Raw genomic sequence first — 13,863 nt, 5'->3', positions numbered from 1 at the left:
AATGAAACGAAAACTTAGATTTCTTTATCTGAGTCTTACGTAGCAGAGAAGAAAAGTGATTGACTTGAGTAACAACGGCATCTCTAATATTTAATTGTAAACGTTATCATGATTTGGTTTGGCTCACAGATTCTTTTATTTTTTTGTTTATGATGCATCTTAATTTCCAGTTTCAAGGTAAGGCAGGATGACAGATAAAACATTGATTGAGCTAGTTGGTCAGCAAACACAATTGATTGTCGAGCTTGGAGAATATGCAGAAATTCTCCATTGGGGAAAGAAGGTGTCTGGTGATCTGAAAAGCCATCGTATGGCTTTACATCGTCCTGTGCCGTATGGCCGACTAGACACTGATATATCGATGACGTTAAGCCCAGAGCTAGGGCGAGGTATATTCAGTAACCCTGGGGTAGAAGGTCATCGCGGGGGGCAAGACTGGGCTCCGGTGTTCTTTATTTCTAACATTGAACATCAAAAAGCCGGTGTCGTCATTGAAAGCGAAGACAAGATAGCGGGGCTTGTGCTGAAAACCGAGCTTCTGCTTGATTCGAATGATGTGCTAAAAACGCGACATACCCTGACGAACAACAAAAGCGATGTTTACCAAGTTAACCGTCTAGCGAATACCTTACCATTACCTGCTCGCGCGAATGAGCTGCTCACTTACTACGGGCGCTGGGTTCATGAGTTTCAAACCGTCCGCCAGCCTCTACTGCATGGTGGTTATCAGCAAGAGAACCGTCGTGGACGTACTTCACATGAGCACTATCCTGCTCTGGTCGCAGGGACGGCTCATTTTGATGAAATGCAGGGGGATGTCTGGGGTTTTCATTTTGCTTGGAGTGGTAATCATCGATTGCGTGTCGATGTTAAAGCTGATGGTCGCCGCTACACGCAAGCTGAAGTGATTTATTTTCCTGGTGAAATTGCGCTCAATCAAGGCGAAAGTATTACCACACCTTGGTTGTATGCAAGTTACAGTGACAGCGGCTTGAATGGCATGAGCCATCACTTCCATTGTCATGTTCGCGAAACCATTTTACCTAGAGAGTTTAAAGATAAACCGCGCCCAATTCACTTAAATACATGGGAAGGGATTTATTTTGATCATGATCCTGACTACATCATGTCGATGGCCACTCAGTCTGCCGAAATGGGGGTTGAACGATTCATCATTGATGATGGATGGTTTAGAGGGCGCAATGGTGACAAGGCCGGGTTAGGGGATTGGTTTCTATGTGAAACCAAGTACCCGAAAGGGCTACAACCGATAGTCGAACACGTGAATAACTTAGGAATGGAGTTTGGTTTATGGTTTGAGCCTGAAATGATCAATAAGGACTCCGATTTGTTTCGAGCCCATCCTGACTGGCTGTTGGCTGTAAACGATTACGAACAACCGACAGGACGCAATCAATACGTCATTAACTTACAAAATGATGACGCGTTTAACTTCTTATTTGAGAGATTAGATTACTTTCTATCGACTTACCGCATTGCCTATATTAAGTGGGATATGAATCGCGAAGTCGTCCAGCCAGGGCATTTGGGACAGGCTGCTGGGCATCATCAAATTCGACGTTACTATCAACTTGTCGATAAAGTCCGTAAAAAACACCCTGAAGTAGAGATAGAATCTTGTGCAGCTGGTGGCGGGCGTATTGATTTTGAGGTTCTTAAACGCACACATAGGTTCTGGGCTTCTGATAATAATGATGCGCTTGAGCGTCAAACTATCCAACGGGGTATGAGCTACTTTTTTCCGCCTGAAGTTATCGGGAGCCACATTGGAGCCAGTCATTGTCATAGTACGCGGCGCCAACATAGCATTGAATTTCGTGGGCTTACTGCTCTGTTTGGTCATATGGGGATTGAACTCGATCCTGTTAAAGAAGAGCTTACCGAAAAACAGGGATTTGAGCGCTACATTAAACTACACAAAATGTTACGTCCGTTACTCCACAGCGGGCGTACATGGCATGTCCCGACTGATGATAAAGCGCACCAAATACACAGTGTTGTTTCAAGCGATCAGTCACAAGCGGTTGTGATGGTCGCTCAGCTTGCGATGCCAACTTGTGCGTTAAGTGGTCATCTACGCCTACCAGGTTTAGACCCCAAAGCGGTATATCGCATCACAATGTTAGATAAACCTGGAAATTATGATGATATCGTCAACTACCAACCCCCATGGACGGAATCTGGATGTGAACTCTCTGGTGCTTGGTGTGAAGAGGTTGGATTGACAATGCCTATTCTCGATCCCGAAACGGCAATATTGCTAAAACTTGAACGAATCGACTAGCGGCAACTTACTTCTCTCATAAACGCTATTTTCCTGGCGTTTCCCTTACCGTGCAAACTACAGGTTTGCGCGGTTTTTTTCGTTGTTTCTTAGATGAGAATTCCGGGTTTATTATCGAGTTTATTTTCTTAACTGATTGATATTAAAGTTTATTTTGTGTTTGTTTGTATCGAAAGTTAGCAGAAAGGGTGTTTTATCTCTCATTTTTATTATTGCCCTGTAAACGTTTCCATAAAGTGGTTGTGGATCACAGTAAGCTATAAAGCGTATGAGTACATTGACAGCGAAATATAAAATAAAAGACGTTGACGTTATGAATTCGAGTTAGGGGAATCCATGACGTACAACACTAAGGAACTGTTATGTCTGAAAAAATTACTCTACAAACCAAACTGTCCTACGGGGTCGGTGCGCTTGGTAAAGATTTTGCGTGTGCACCGATTTATATTTTCTTAATGTTCTATTTTACTGACGTTGCGGGGTTATCTGCTGCTTTCGTTGGTACTATCTTTTTAGCGGCTCGTATTATCGATGCGGTAACAGACCCGATGATGGGGGTGATCGTTGATAATACCCGTTCAAAATTTGGTAAATTTCGTCCTTGGATTGTCATTGGCACGCTATTGAACGCTGTCGTGCTGATAGGTCTGTTTAGTACACATATGTTCGAAGGTACGGCGTTATACATCTACGCTGCAGCGGCTTATATCCTTTGGGGCTTAACGTATACCATTATGGATATACCTTATTGGTCTATGATTCCTGCATTGTCGAGTTCTCGCCAAGAGCGTGAGAAACTGGTTGTTTGGCCACGTTTATTCGCTAGCCTAGCCTGGTTCGTTACGGGTACCTATGGTCTGCATATTGTCGGCGAGTTGGGCGATGGGAATCAGGGGGATGGCTTTTTCAATGTCGCGATTTTGATTGCAGTATTGTTCGTCATGAGCGCGTTTCTAATCGCTCGTAATGTGAAAGAAAAAGTGGCCCCCGCAAATACTCAATCTGCGGAGAAATTCAATTTCAAAGATGTACTGACGATTATTGGTAAAAATGACCAGCTAAAAGCGTTGATCGGGACTGTACTGGCTTTCCAAATTGCCAATTTATTAGTTGGCGGCTTTGCGATTTATTACTTTTCTTACGCGTTGGGCGATGCGGATCTCTTCCCGGTTTATATGATGGTGGCCGGTGCGGCCGAAGTCGCTGGCGTCTTTTTATTCCCTCGTATTGCCACCGCATTACCACGGAAATACTTATGGCCAATCGCTTGTGGTTTCCCTATCTTATCTTGTGTGTTGCTGTTTGTTATGGGCTATATCGCCCCGGCAAACGCCGTGATGATTGGAATGGCTGGTGCAGCAACGAAGTTTGGTGTTGGTATTGCTAACGCTTTGCAAACCGTTATGTTGGCTGACGTTGTTGACTACGGTGAATACAAAACAGGACGTCGCAGTGAAAGTGTTATTTTCTCAGTGCAAACGATGCTGGTTAAATTTGCTGGCGCGGCAGGTGGTTTCATTGTGGGTATTGGCTTATCGGTTATTGGTTATGAACCAAACGTTGAACAGTCAGCGAGTACGATTATGGGATTAGAGTTCATGATGATTGGCTTACCCGCGATTATCATGGTCATTAGTGGGGTCATCTACAAACGTTATTTCCGTTTGCATGATGGATTTAACAAAGAAGATGCTGAACAAGAAGCTCAGGCAGAGAATGAGCGTGTCGCAGAGCAGACACTGAGTTAAGTGATGGCGATTATTGAGTAAGAGTTTATATATTAAAACCACCAGAATTAATTTTCATACCCTTTCTTTCAGCGGGTGAATAATGAAAAGGCAGCGTGCAACCTAGGCTCGCTGCCTTTTTAGTTTTTCGGTGTTGAATACTGAAGGCACAGTAGCATCACGCCGAGTGGCACTACATGTGACTTATTCTTCCCACATCACATCATCATCATTCTTTATCGCGGATTTAAGCAGCTCAATGAGTGGATAAGCACGGTGGTTAAGCCCAACATTGGGCTCAGTCTGCTCGTCGTCATCGCTGTTCTCATCGTTATTGGATGAGGACTCTTGGACCGCTTGTTTCGCAAGTGAGGCCATCAATGAATCTAACGCGTCAGGGACGTCTTTTGCGGCAAGAGAGCCGGGGACCGTTTCGCTATGCCCCATCATCTTAATTAATTGAAGTGCAATATCACCAAACATGGTAACGCTAGAATAACTGTGGCAACGAAAGGTAACTAACATTGAGTGCTCCTGATGTAGGAATGGGGGTTTGTTATCGCCATCTTACGCAAAATTCGAAACAGAGCCCAATGACAATCATACTTCTGCTATGTTTCGAGTGCTGAGACAGTGGTTACAACCAAAGCTGGCTTTATTCAAAGCCGCTTTTAAAGCGGCTTCAGAGGGTTGGATGACAAACGATTTAATTAAACCAAGCGAGTTCGGTTTCGTTGGTAAACATGGTGTAGGTATCATCTCCGTAAGTGAGCGTCACTGCCTGAAAATCTTCAACATCAACGCGGCTTAGATAGAAGTCCTCCATGGTATTGGTAATATACAACGCTTGTTGCTCTGTCAGTTCTGACACTTGAAGATCGTCATAATCGTCGCTAAAGCTAACGTCTAAGTTTGCGACGATGAGTCCCTCATCGGCACCATGATTATTGGCGAGTAACGATTCATCAAGGGTAATGTCATAGTTTCGCGTCGGGTAGTAGGCAGCGACAACCTCGAAATTGGTAAAATCAACATCTTCCATATTTCGATATAGATACAGGTAATCAGTACCTTCACCGCCATCGACATCTCGCGTTTGGCGACTGCTCGCTGCGGCCGAAATATCAAAGTAGAAGTGATCAGTACCATCGCCTAGTTCGATATCAAACTCTGTCCATTGTGAGCCACTGTCGGAACTGCGTTCATAGAGATCGACAGTATCTTCGCCCGCTCCAGTCTTGATCGAAAATAGGTTACTCCAACTGGCACTATTGCTGGTCACTGAAATCGAAATGTAGTTGTTCATATCACTGACGGTGCCATCCTCATGGTGAAAGACTAACTCTCTGGTATCGATGGTCGCGCGCTTGGCCGAGTCAATATCAACGTAGAGATGATCAGCGCCAATGTCGGTATGGTCATCTAAGCGAATATTCACGTCAACGAACCCATCGATGATAATGTCATCAAGGTAGTTATAGGTGTCGTAGTCAGTGCCTGATTCAATCGAAATCTCTTTGACCCCCTCGGTATTCCATTCAGCGAGATTTTCTACATAGAGCGTTTCTCCGCGCTGTGTGCCATAAAGATCCGCGTAAACGAGGTCATCGCTGTAATAGTATTCCCAGTAATAGTCATTGTTGTATTCACTGGGCTCTAAGGTAATGAGTTGCCCATTGTCTGGCGTTAAGTTGGCTGCAGAACCACTGCCGTTGGTGTTGCTAGAACCGATAATAATGCTACTCATGATGGTTTCCTTGAAAGTTGTAATGAGTCGATGGAATAACGAAATGGTCGAAGAATTCGTACGGAGCGCGATTGAAATTTACACAGGGAGCTAAAAATGGATGCACATAATAAAGCCTCTCGCGGTCAACAAGCTTCTATCGATAATAAAGAAGCTCAATGTGCGTTTAAGGGTTTTGCTGCCAATTTAGTTCTTTTCTCAACCTAGGTGGAATATCAACCAAGGTATGACCGATTGAGAGTGGTAATGAGATTGAAGAGGGTGAACAAGTGAGGGCTGCATGGATTTTGAAGACGACAATTCTCATCCTTAAGTATGGTTTAGTTGGGGCAAGGCCAATGAGGTTGAGCGTTTGAGTGGAACAAAAAATTAACCCATGTCACGGCTTCGTGACAAAATCGTCAAGCGGATTCAGATTTTTGTGCGAACTAGCATTCCTTGGCTTTTGAGTGTGCGATATTGGTGTTTTCGCTGGCTAGGTCACCAATTTCTATGAAGAAACACGTTCATGTCAAACTCAAATACTTTGCAACTGGGCTACTGCTCAATGTGGCTTTCGCCCATGCAGGTGACATTTCGCTCAATCAGTGGGCGATTACCTTGCCGGTGGATGATGATCGTTCCGGTAAAGCGGATATGATTAAAGAGTATGACTTGGCTAAAGGGTTTGAGTATCCGCCTTATTTTGTCAAACAGCCTGATGGAAGTTTGATATTTCGCTCGCCAGTAAGCGGGGCGAGAACGCCAAACACAACCTACACACGCTCAGAACTGCGCAGCATGTTACGCTGTGGCAATAAACACATCAAAACACAGGGTGTGACACTGAATAATTGGGTTTTCTCATCGGCCCCCAAAGAGGACATACAGCAAGCTGGGGGCGTGGATGGTCGGTTAGAGGCGACGTTAGCGGTGAACCATGTCACGACCACCGGAAAACGCAAGCAAGTTGGACGAGTGGTCATTGGGCAAATTCATGCAACCCACAGTGAGCCGATTCGAGTCCATTATCGTAAACTACCCAATCACCAACGAGGTTCGCTGTATCTAGCTCACGAAAATACTCGTGGTCACACGCGTTGGTTTGATGTAGTTGGAAGTCGAAAAGATCATGCGCCGGAGCCAAAAGATGGTATCGCGCTGAATGAAACGTTTAGTTATAAGATCATCGTGGAAGGCAATCTATTGACGTTTCAATTGCTAAGAGAAGGCAAAGCGCCACGAGAGCAAACAATCGATATGACGGATAGTGGGTACGATAGAGGTGGGGAGTATATGTACTTTAAAGCTGGCGTGTATAACTTAAATAAGTCGGGTGATGCGCAAGACTATACACAAGCCACTTTTAGTCAGATTAGTACCCATTATGCGCAGCGCCGACCGGCTGATGCTTGTCAATCACTGGCCGACTGATTAGCGTAAAAGGCAGCCACATCTTTAAGGTCTTGATCGCTTAATTTACTGAGTTGCGTTTGCATCATTTTGGCAAATTGTGATTCACGCTGACCTTGTTGGTAAGCCTTCATTGCTCGATAAAGATACTCGGCATTTTGCCCTGCTAAATTGGGGTATTGGGCATCGACGGCGTGGCCGTTTTTACCGTGGCAGAAAACACAACTTGGCGACTTAATTTTTCCTTGCTCGGGGTTGCCCTGAGCAAACGTCGGCAAAGCAAGTACACACAGCAGTAAAGTGAAGAAATAACGCATGTTGGCTCCTGACGCGTATCAACTAAGTCGCAAGAGCATAAAGCTTCCCCTTAGGGGAAGCTCAATGTGGTGAGATCAAGTTTTAATTCAATAGCAACCAAAAGGTTAAATCAGAGTCGCTATTTTGGTAAGAAACAGCTCAATGTCATCATTTGAGATGTCTTTATGCGTGACTAAACGCAGTGGGTTACTTGGCGAAATGGTGATATCAGCGTCACTCAGTGCTTTTGCAATAAAGTGAACATCGATATTCTCTGCTAATTTGACGAAGACGATGTTGGTTTGGACAAAGTCCGGATTGACGTTGAACCCTGGCAATTCAGCAAGGCCTTCTGCGAGACGCTTGGCGTTGCGGCGATCCGCTTCTAACGCCATGACTTGTTCCGTAAGGGCAAGCTTCCCTGCGGCCGCCAAAATCCCTGCCTGGCGCATCGCACCGCCGACCATCTTTCTGAGACGACGTGCTTTTTGAATATAATCGGCCGAGCCAAGTAGCAAAGAACCAATTGGCGCCGCAAGCCCTTTCGATAAGCAGACCGTCATCGAATCAAAGTATTGGGCTATCTCCCGAATATCGACATTAAGTGCTATCGCCGCATTGTAAACGCGCGCACCATCGAGGTGTAAAGACAGCCCGTGTTGATTGGTAAATTCACGCGCTTGCGCCATATAGTGAAGGGGCAGCACTTTGCCATTAATGGTGTTTTCTAAGCTCAACAATTTGGTGCGAGCAAAGTGAAAATCATTGGGCTTGATCGCCGCCGCTAGCTTATCAAAATCAAGCGTACCGTCAGGGTTATTTTCAATAGGTTGAGGTTGGATTGAACCTAATACCGCCGCGCCACCGGCTTCAAACATATAGTTGTGTGCCTGTTGGCCGCACAGGTATTCATCACCACGCTCACAATGTGCCATCAGGCCAAGCAAATTGGCTTGGGTACCCGAAGAGGTAAATAGCGCGGCTTCAAAGCCGTGTCTTTCCGCTGCCCATTGCTCAAGTTCGTTGACGGTCGGGTCATCACCGTAGACATCGTCTCCAACAATGGCATTAGCCATTGCGTCACGCATTGCTTGAGTGGGTTGGGTTACGGTATCAGAACGAAAATCCATGTAGTTCTCCTCGGGTTGTGATTGCTGACTTTGCTGGTGCAATTGTTTTTAGTATTAATAATGTTTTTAGTATTAATAATGTTATTTGCGTGGCACGAATGCCACTTTTGAGTGTTCTGGCTAACTGGCGCGGAACACGAGGACGCCTAAGACGATGTAATGGTTAGATAAGTATTATCGATGACTGTGTCAGATATAACCGCACAAGCGCGCTTTACCTAAACAGGCAATGGTTTTCGTGTCACTGATCTCACCATCAATGATTTTTTGTTCGAGCTCTTCAACACTGAGTGTGAGCACTTCGATCACCTCATCGTCATCACACTGACGCTGGTTACGCAGTGCTAAATCGTTGGCGACAAACAGATGTTGGATTTCATCACAAAAGCCGGCAAGTGGGGTGACCTGTCCCAATGAAGTAAATCGGCCAGCCTGATACCCGGTTTCTTCCTCGAGTTCACGCTGGGCACAAACTTCGGGCGTTTCGTTTTCCTCAATCGTTCCTGCGGGCAATTCAAGTAACCATTTTTTGAGTGATGGACGATATTGATTGATGAGAAGAATGTCGCCGCTTTGAGTAATAGGCAGAATCACTGCAGCGCCGGGATGAACGATAGTGGTATGCGTGATATTTTGACCATTTGGAAGTTCAACGTGTTCTTCGACTAACGAGATCCGTTTCCAACTGTGAATGGTTTTAGAGCTTAATATATTCATTAATATTCGATAACTGACGTGTTCTCTCTCTACCTTAGCGATTTACTCAGGTAATGGAAAGCATCATAAGTGAGTTTATGAATAACTCGGTTAACCGTAATAGAAATGTATGATTTCATTTGTGAAAACATAGATTGCTGTACGCCGTGTTAAACTACACCTTCTGGCAGGTGGTGTTTTCTGATAGAAAATCACTTGTAACAAAATAATAACAACTGTATAAACGGTTTTAAATACGCTATCGCCTTCTTAGGAGCGCATTCATGATGAATCCAAACCCCGCCTCCCATTCGCAAAAAGCGTTACTCTCTGAACGCATCAATAAGCTGGCTCGAGCTTTAGCTGACGGGGTTTATGAACGTGAAGACACCATTAAACTGTGTTTGCTTGCTGCGTTGGCTGGCGAGAGCGTGTTTTTGCTTGGCCCGCCCGGTATCGCTAAAAGTCTTATCGCAAAGCGCTTGATTCAAGCGTTTGATAACTCGTCCTATTTTGAATACTTAATGACGCGATTCTCAACGCCAGAAGAGGTTTTTGGGCCATTAAGTATTCAAGAGCTCAAAGATAATGGTCGCTATGTACGCCTAACGGATGGCTACTTACCGACCGCGCAAGTGGTCTTTTTAGATGAAATCTGGAAAGCGGGACCCGCGATTCTCAATACGCTGCTCACTGTGGTTAACGAAAAAACCTTCAAAAATGGCAGTGAGATAGAACGTGTTCCGATGCGTCTGTTGGTATCGGCGTCAAACGAATTACCGGATGAGGACAGCGGCTTAGAGGCATTGTATGACCGCATGCTGGTACGTGTTTTCGTGAATCGAATTCAGAATAAGCAAAACTTTAAATCCATGCTAACGGTCGGAACCAATGAAGAGGCGAAAATCCCTGAAGGATTGGCGATCACCGACCAAGAGTATCGCAGCTGGCAACAGCAGCTAGACACGCTGCGTCTTGGTGACAACGTGTTTGAGAAGCTGTTCGAACTCAAAACCATGTTGGAAGAGGCCGAAAAGCAAGCGGGTCATGTGGATATGTATGTCTCTGACCGCCGATGGAAAAAAGCGGTCAAACTGTTAAAAGCGAGTGCTTTCTTCAATGGCCGTGATGAAATCAATCCGCTGGATTTATTACTGCTTCAAGACTGTTTATGGAATAGCCCTGAATCGCGCGATGTGGTAAGAGACGTGATTCGCCGCTTTGCACTCGAGCGAGCATTTGACCAGCAAGATGTGGAGCGCCAAATTATCCTCTGCCGTGAAGAGATGGAGGAGGTGCAATTTGCGCTTGATGAACACTATGCCATGACGCTCTCCACCGAGACCAGCAATGGAATATTGAAAAAGCAAGTGACTCACTATGATTTGTCTGCGGCGAAAAGTTATCAAGTGGGCACCGCAAGCGGTTTGCTGAAATTGGTGCTGCTGCAAAGTAATATGTCTGTGTCTGAATCGGAAAAAGGAGATAGCCGCTGGATATATGTGGCAAAAAATGAGCTTGAACGAGTGATTCGTGAAGGCCACGGTGACGCTTATGGTTACGTGAACCAAAATACCAGCATGTGTCGTTTGCATTTTGATACCGATTCGTCAGGTCGCCTCGTGGTGAAAGATATTGCTAATCGCGCCGTACTGCTGGCTTTGGTCACGCATCAAGGGCTGGACACTGATTTGTACCAAAAATGGTTAGACAAAGCGCAGCAGGCCACTGATCAACTTAGCGAGGCTGAGCATCAGATTCGTCATGTGCGTCATCAATTCCACGCGGCATTACCCCACAACTTCATTGATGCAGATATGCCGTTGGCCATGGAGTCCAGTTTACAGACACTCCAAACCACATTAGATTCTGTCAAAACTGAATCGGAACGCGCCTTGTTTCGTTTCAAGAATTTGACGCAATTTTTCTCCTGAGGAAGGTTTATGCTTGGTGCGGATGGTTTAAATCTGGCTTTGATGATTGCGGATTCAGGGATCATTGACTCTGCGGTTAATGACTTAATGGCGCGGTCGCAAGTGATGATGATGGCTGAAAATCGCGGGATGCGAGCATCGGTTAAGAATCACTTGGCGAAATGGCGTGGCAATGTCAAAAACCGCATAACTCGAGTGTGTGAGACAGAACGCTTTCAGCATGAATTAGGGCTGTATCAACAGGTGATTTACTGGGATGAAGCGACCTTCTTCAAACAAATTCCCGACATCATCAAACAGCTTGAGTGGCATTCAGCGTTTTACATGCAGGCTCGCCGCTTACTGGAGCGAAATAAAGGGGTGAATAACCCAATGTTTCCTCATTATTTTTGTGACCAGTGGTATCAAAGCTTATCTGAAGCGATCCGCCAAGCACAGCTTAATGAACTTGAGTCAAACAAAGAGAAAGTGCTACGCGACCTCTATCAACGCATGGAAACCATGAAAACCATGGACAAAGTCACCGAAAATGGCGATGAAACCAGTGTTGGTCGGTTGTGGGATATGGCGTCAGCCAAGCTGAGCAAAGGCGATGTTGCGGTGATGAAAAAACACGCCAGTTTTTTGCAAAAGCACAAAACGGTGCAGGAGATTGCTGAGCAGTTAGGGCGAATGGCAAGTGATGTGAATGACCCTGACCTCAACCGAGCACCGAATGAAGCGTTGCAAATGGTGGAAGAAAAGTCGGACCACGCCACTGACGATATTGTGGGTGTGCATGAGAACGATGATCTTAATAAGCTTCTGCCGAACGAGACCATGTTTTTAGCTTATCCTGAGCTGGAAGTGGTGTTTTACAAACACCTTGTAGACAAACGTTTAATGAACTATCGCATGCAAGGCAAGTCTCGGACACTGCGTAAAGTGAAATCCTACGAGCCTGAGCATAAGCAAGCCGATATTGAAAAAGGGCCGTTCATTTTATGCGTTGACGCGTCAGGTTCAATGAGTGGCTTCCCAGAGCAGTGCGCGAAAGCAATGGCTTATGCGTTAATGCAAATCGCATTGGCCGGCGACCGAGACTGCTACGTGATGCTGTTTTCAACCGAGCAGATTACCTATGAGCTAACACGCCAAGACGGCTTGCGTGAAGCCAGTGATTTTCTCTCGTATCGATTTCATGGCGGGACAGAACTTGAGCCGGCACTCAAGCGTGCGATTGACGTAATGCACAGCGATCGCTATCGCAATGCCGATTTAGTCGTCCTTTCGGACTTTATTGCACCTAAGCAATCAGAGGAAATGGAACAGGCCGTGAGTGCGTTGAAAAGGGCCAGTAATCGTTTTCACGCGATCAGTTTGTCGAAATACGGTAATCCACAGTTAATGTCGATGTTTGATCACTGTTGGTCGTATCATCCTAATTTGGTCGGGCGCTTAATGAAAAAATGGTAACTCTCAGAGTTACCATTTTTTTGAGTGAGATTCCCCATCCTTGGGAACACACCGTCCCTAACGCAGGCGAGTGACGAATGGTTAAGTTATGGGCTCGCTTACGTGTGATGCTCGATATTACTGATGGTTTAGATTATCCCACACCCCCAGTATGTACATGATGCCCAGAGCGCGGTCATACAAGCCATAACCTGGACGCGCCCATTTTTCTTCACCCCAGATATGACGGCCGTGGTCAGGTCGTACATAGCCTTGATAGTTATGTTTGTGGAGTGTTTTAATCACATTCACCGTATCGACCGAACCGTCACATGCACGGTGTGACGTTTCGATAAAATCACCATTGTCATAACGTTTAACGTTACGAATGTGCATAAAGTGGATACGGTCGTGGTACTCATCAATAATGCTTGGAATGTCATTGTTGGCAGAACCTAGTGACCCAGTGCACAGGCTCAAGCCATTGGCTGGGCTAGTATTCAGATTTAAAAAGCGACCGATGTTTTCTTTGTTGATGATAATGCGTGGCAGACCAAAAATAGGAAACGCCGGGTCATCAGGGTGGATGCCCATTTTAATGTTGCATTCTTCGCACACGGGAATGACTTGATCTAGGAAATATTGCAAGTTTTCCCACAAGCGCTCAGCGGTAAAACCTTCATACTGCTTAAACGTCTCTTTGAGTTTGTCTAAACGTTCGGGCTCCCAGCCTGGCATGGTGACATCTACGTTTTTAGACAGTGTTTCGATAAGCTCGGTAGGGTCAATGTTTTCGATTTTGCTTTTCTCAAAAAATAGCGCATTCGACCCGTCTTCGGTTTCTTTGTAGAGACTCGTGCGTGTCCAGTCAAAAACCGGCATAAAGTTATAACACACCACTTTCACGCCGACTTTCGCAAGGCGACGCAGGGTTTCTTTGTAGTTTTCGATGTACTTGTCGCGGCTTGGTAAGCCGAGCTTTATGTCTTCGTGCACATTGACACTTTCAACCACATCGATATTAAAGCCCGCCGCTTCGATGGTTTGTTTCTCTTTGAGAATGCGCTCTTCGCTCCAAAGCTCGCCTGCAGGCATGTCGTGAAGTGACCATACGATCCCTTCAACGCCTGGAATTTGTTTGATGTGACCGAGGGTAACTTGGTCATTGCCCTCGCCATACCAGCGAAATGTCATTTTCATT

11 protein-coding genes are annotated in these 13,863 nt (G+C 45.5%); 5 read left to right on the top strand and 6 right to left on the bottom strand.

Going from position 1 to position 13,863, the window contains the following annotated elements:
* The first annotated feature begins 187 nt into the window (after positions 1 to 187).
* Positions 188 to 2,305, top strand: a complete 2,118-nt coding sequence (locus tag ACFFUV_RS16825; RefSeq protein ID WP_390194925.1) for an alpha-galactosidase — start codon at positions 188 to 190, stop codon at positions 2,303 to 2,305.
* Positions 2,306 to 2,667: 362 nt separating this feature from the next.
* The gene (melB, locus tag ACFFUV_RS16820; protein ID WP_390194922.1) at positions 2,668 to 4,053 is read left to right on the top strand and encodes a melibiose:sodium transporter MelB; all 1,386 of its coding nucleotides are present in this window, start codon (positions 2,668 to 2,670) and stop codon (positions 4,051 to 4,053) included.
* 183 nt (positions 4,054 to 4,236) lie between these two features.
* On the opposite strand, the gene ACFFUV_RS16815 is transcribed toward melB, so the two are convergent.
* Both ACFFUV_RS16815 and ACFFUV_RS16810 read right to left on the bottom strand, forming a co-directional pair.
* Positions 4,237 to 4,557, bottom strand: coding sequence for a DUF1840 domain-containing protein (locus ACFFUV_RS16815; protein ID WP_390194920.1), 321 nt, complete (start codon positions 4,555 to 4,557; stop codon positions 4,237 to 4,239).
* Between the two features lie 181 nt (positions 4,558 to 4,738).
* Positions 4,739 to 5,779: a hypothetical protein gene (locus ACFFUV_RS16810; protein WP_390194918.1), complete on the bottom strand. Its 1,041-nt coding sequence runs from the start codon at positions 5,777 to 5,779 to the stop codon at positions 4,739 to 4,741.
* Positions 5,780 to 6,271: 492 nt separating this feature from the next.
* On the opposite strand from ACFFUV_RS16810, the gene ACFFUV_RS16805 reads away from it, so the two are divergent.
* A complete protein-coding gene (locus ACFFUV_RS16805; protein ID WP_390194916.1) occupies positions 6,272 to 7,192 on the top strand; it encodes a polysaccharide lyase family 7 protein in 921 nt (306 codons plus the stop codon).
* Here ACFFUV_RS16805 and ACFFUV_RS16800 read toward each other — a convergent pair.
* The 3 genes from ACFFUV_RS16800 to ACFFUV_RS16790 form a co-directional block, all read right to left on the bottom strand.
* On the bottom strand, positions 7,174 to 7,488 hold the full coding sequence (locus tag ACFFUV_RS16800; protein ID WP_390194914.1) for a c-type cytochrome: 315 nt from the start codon (positions 7,486 to 7,488) through the stop codon (positions 7,174 to 7,176). The two genes, ACFFUV_RS16805 and ACFFUV_RS16800, sit on opposite strands and share 19 nt — an antisense overlap.
* 105 nt (positions 7,489 to 7,593) lie before the next feature.
* On the bottom strand, positions 7,594 to 8,598 hold the full coding sequence (ltaE, locus tag ACFFUV_RS16795; protein ID WP_390194912.1) for a low-specificity L-threonine aldolase: 1,005 nt from the start codon (positions 8,596 to 8,598) through the stop codon (positions 7,594 to 7,596).
* 189 nt (positions 8,599 to 8,787) lie between these two features.
* Positions 8,788 to 9,315, bottom strand: coding sequence for an NUDIX hydrolase (locus tag ACFFUV_RS16790; RefSeq protein WP_390194909.1), 528 nt, complete (start codon positions 9,313 to 9,315; stop codon positions 8,788 to 8,790).
* Positions 9,316 to 9,578: 263 nt separating this feature from the next.
* Between ACFFUV_RS16790 and ACFFUV_RS16785 the strand changes: the two genes are divergently transcribed.
* Complete coding sequence (locus ACFFUV_RS16785) at positions 9,579 to 11,228, top strand: ATPase RavA domain-containing protein (RefSeq protein ID WP_390194905.1); 1,650 nt, start codon at positions 9,579 to 9,581, stop codon at positions 11,226 to 11,228.
* Between the two features lie 9 nt (positions 11,229 to 11,237).
* The gene (gene viaA / locus ACFFUV_RS16780; protein WP_390194902.1) at positions 11,238 to 12,683 is read left to right on the top strand and encodes an ATPase RavA stimulator ViaA; all 1,446 of its coding nucleotides are present in this window, start codon (positions 11,238 to 11,240) and stop codon (positions 12,681 to 12,683) included.
* Between the two features lie 117 nt (positions 12,684 to 12,800).
* Here viaA and uxuA read toward each other — a convergent pair whose 3' ends face one another.
* Positions 12,801 to 13,862 (bottom strand): mannonate dehydratase, encoded by a 1,062-nt coding sequence (uxuA, locus tag ACFFUV_RS16775; protein ID WP_390194900.1) that lies wholly within the window; start codon positions 13,860 to 13,862, stop codon positions 12,801 to 12,803.
* Between the last annotated feature and the right edge of the window lies 1 nt (position 13,863).

It is taken from the genome of Vibrio olivae (genome assembly GCF_042428525.1).
Classification (GTDB): Bacteria; Pseudomonadota; Gammaproteobacteria; order Enterobacterales; family Vibrionaceae; genus Vibrio; species Vibrio olivae.
Note: the sequence above shows the minus strand (reverse complement) of the source record. Positions and strands in the feature narration are given on the sequence as shown.

What these genes read in the sequence shown, in the direction of transcription:
- ACFFUV_RS16815 (WP_390194920.1), bottom strand. Translation starts at nt 4,557, where the DNA reads ATGTTAGTTACCTTTCGTTGCCACAGTTATTCTAGCGTTACCATGTTT.
- ACFFUV_RS16825 (WP_390194925.1), top strand. Translation starts at nt 188, where the DNA reads ATGACAGATAAAACATTGATTGAGCTAGTTGGTCAGCAAACACAATTG.
- uxuA (WP_390194900.1), bottom strand. Translation starts at nt 13,862, where the DNA reads ATGAAAATGACATTTCGCTGGTATGGCGAGGGCAATGACCAAGTTACC.
- ltaE (WP_390194912.1), bottom strand. Translation starts at nt 8,598, where the DNA reads ATGGATTTTCGTTCTGATACCGTAACCCAACCCACTCAAGCAATGCGT.
- ACFFUV_RS16800 (WP_390194914.1), bottom strand. Translation starts at nt 7,488, where the DNA reads ATGCGTTATTTCTTCACTTTACTGCTGTGTGTACTTGCTTTGCCGACG.
- ACFFUV_RS16805 (WP_390194916.1), top strand. Translation starts at nt 6,272, where the DNA reads ATGAAGAAACACGTTCATGTCAAACTCAAATACTTTGCAACTGGGCTA.
- ACFFUV_RS16810 (WP_390194918.1), bottom strand. Translation starts at nt 5,779, where the DNA reads ATGAGTAGCATTATTATCGGTTCTAGCAACACCAACGGCAGTGGTTCT.
- melB (WP_390194922.1), top strand. Translation starts at nt 2,668, where the DNA reads ATGTCTGAAAAAATTACTCTACAAACCAAACTGTCCTACGGGGTCGGT.
- ACFFUV_RS16790 (WP_390194909.1), bottom strand. Translation starts at nt 9,315, where the DNA reads ATGAATATATTAAGCTCTAAAACCATTCACAGTTGGAAACGGATCTCG.
- ACFFUV_RS16785 (WP_390194905.1), top strand. Translation starts at nt 9,579, where the DNA reads ATGATGAATCCAAACCCCGCCTCCCATTCGCAAAAAGCGTTACTCTCT.
- viaA (WP_390194902.1), top strand. Translation starts at nt 11,238, where the DNA reads ATGCTTGGTGCGGATGGTTTAAATCTGGCTTTGATGATTGCGGATTCA.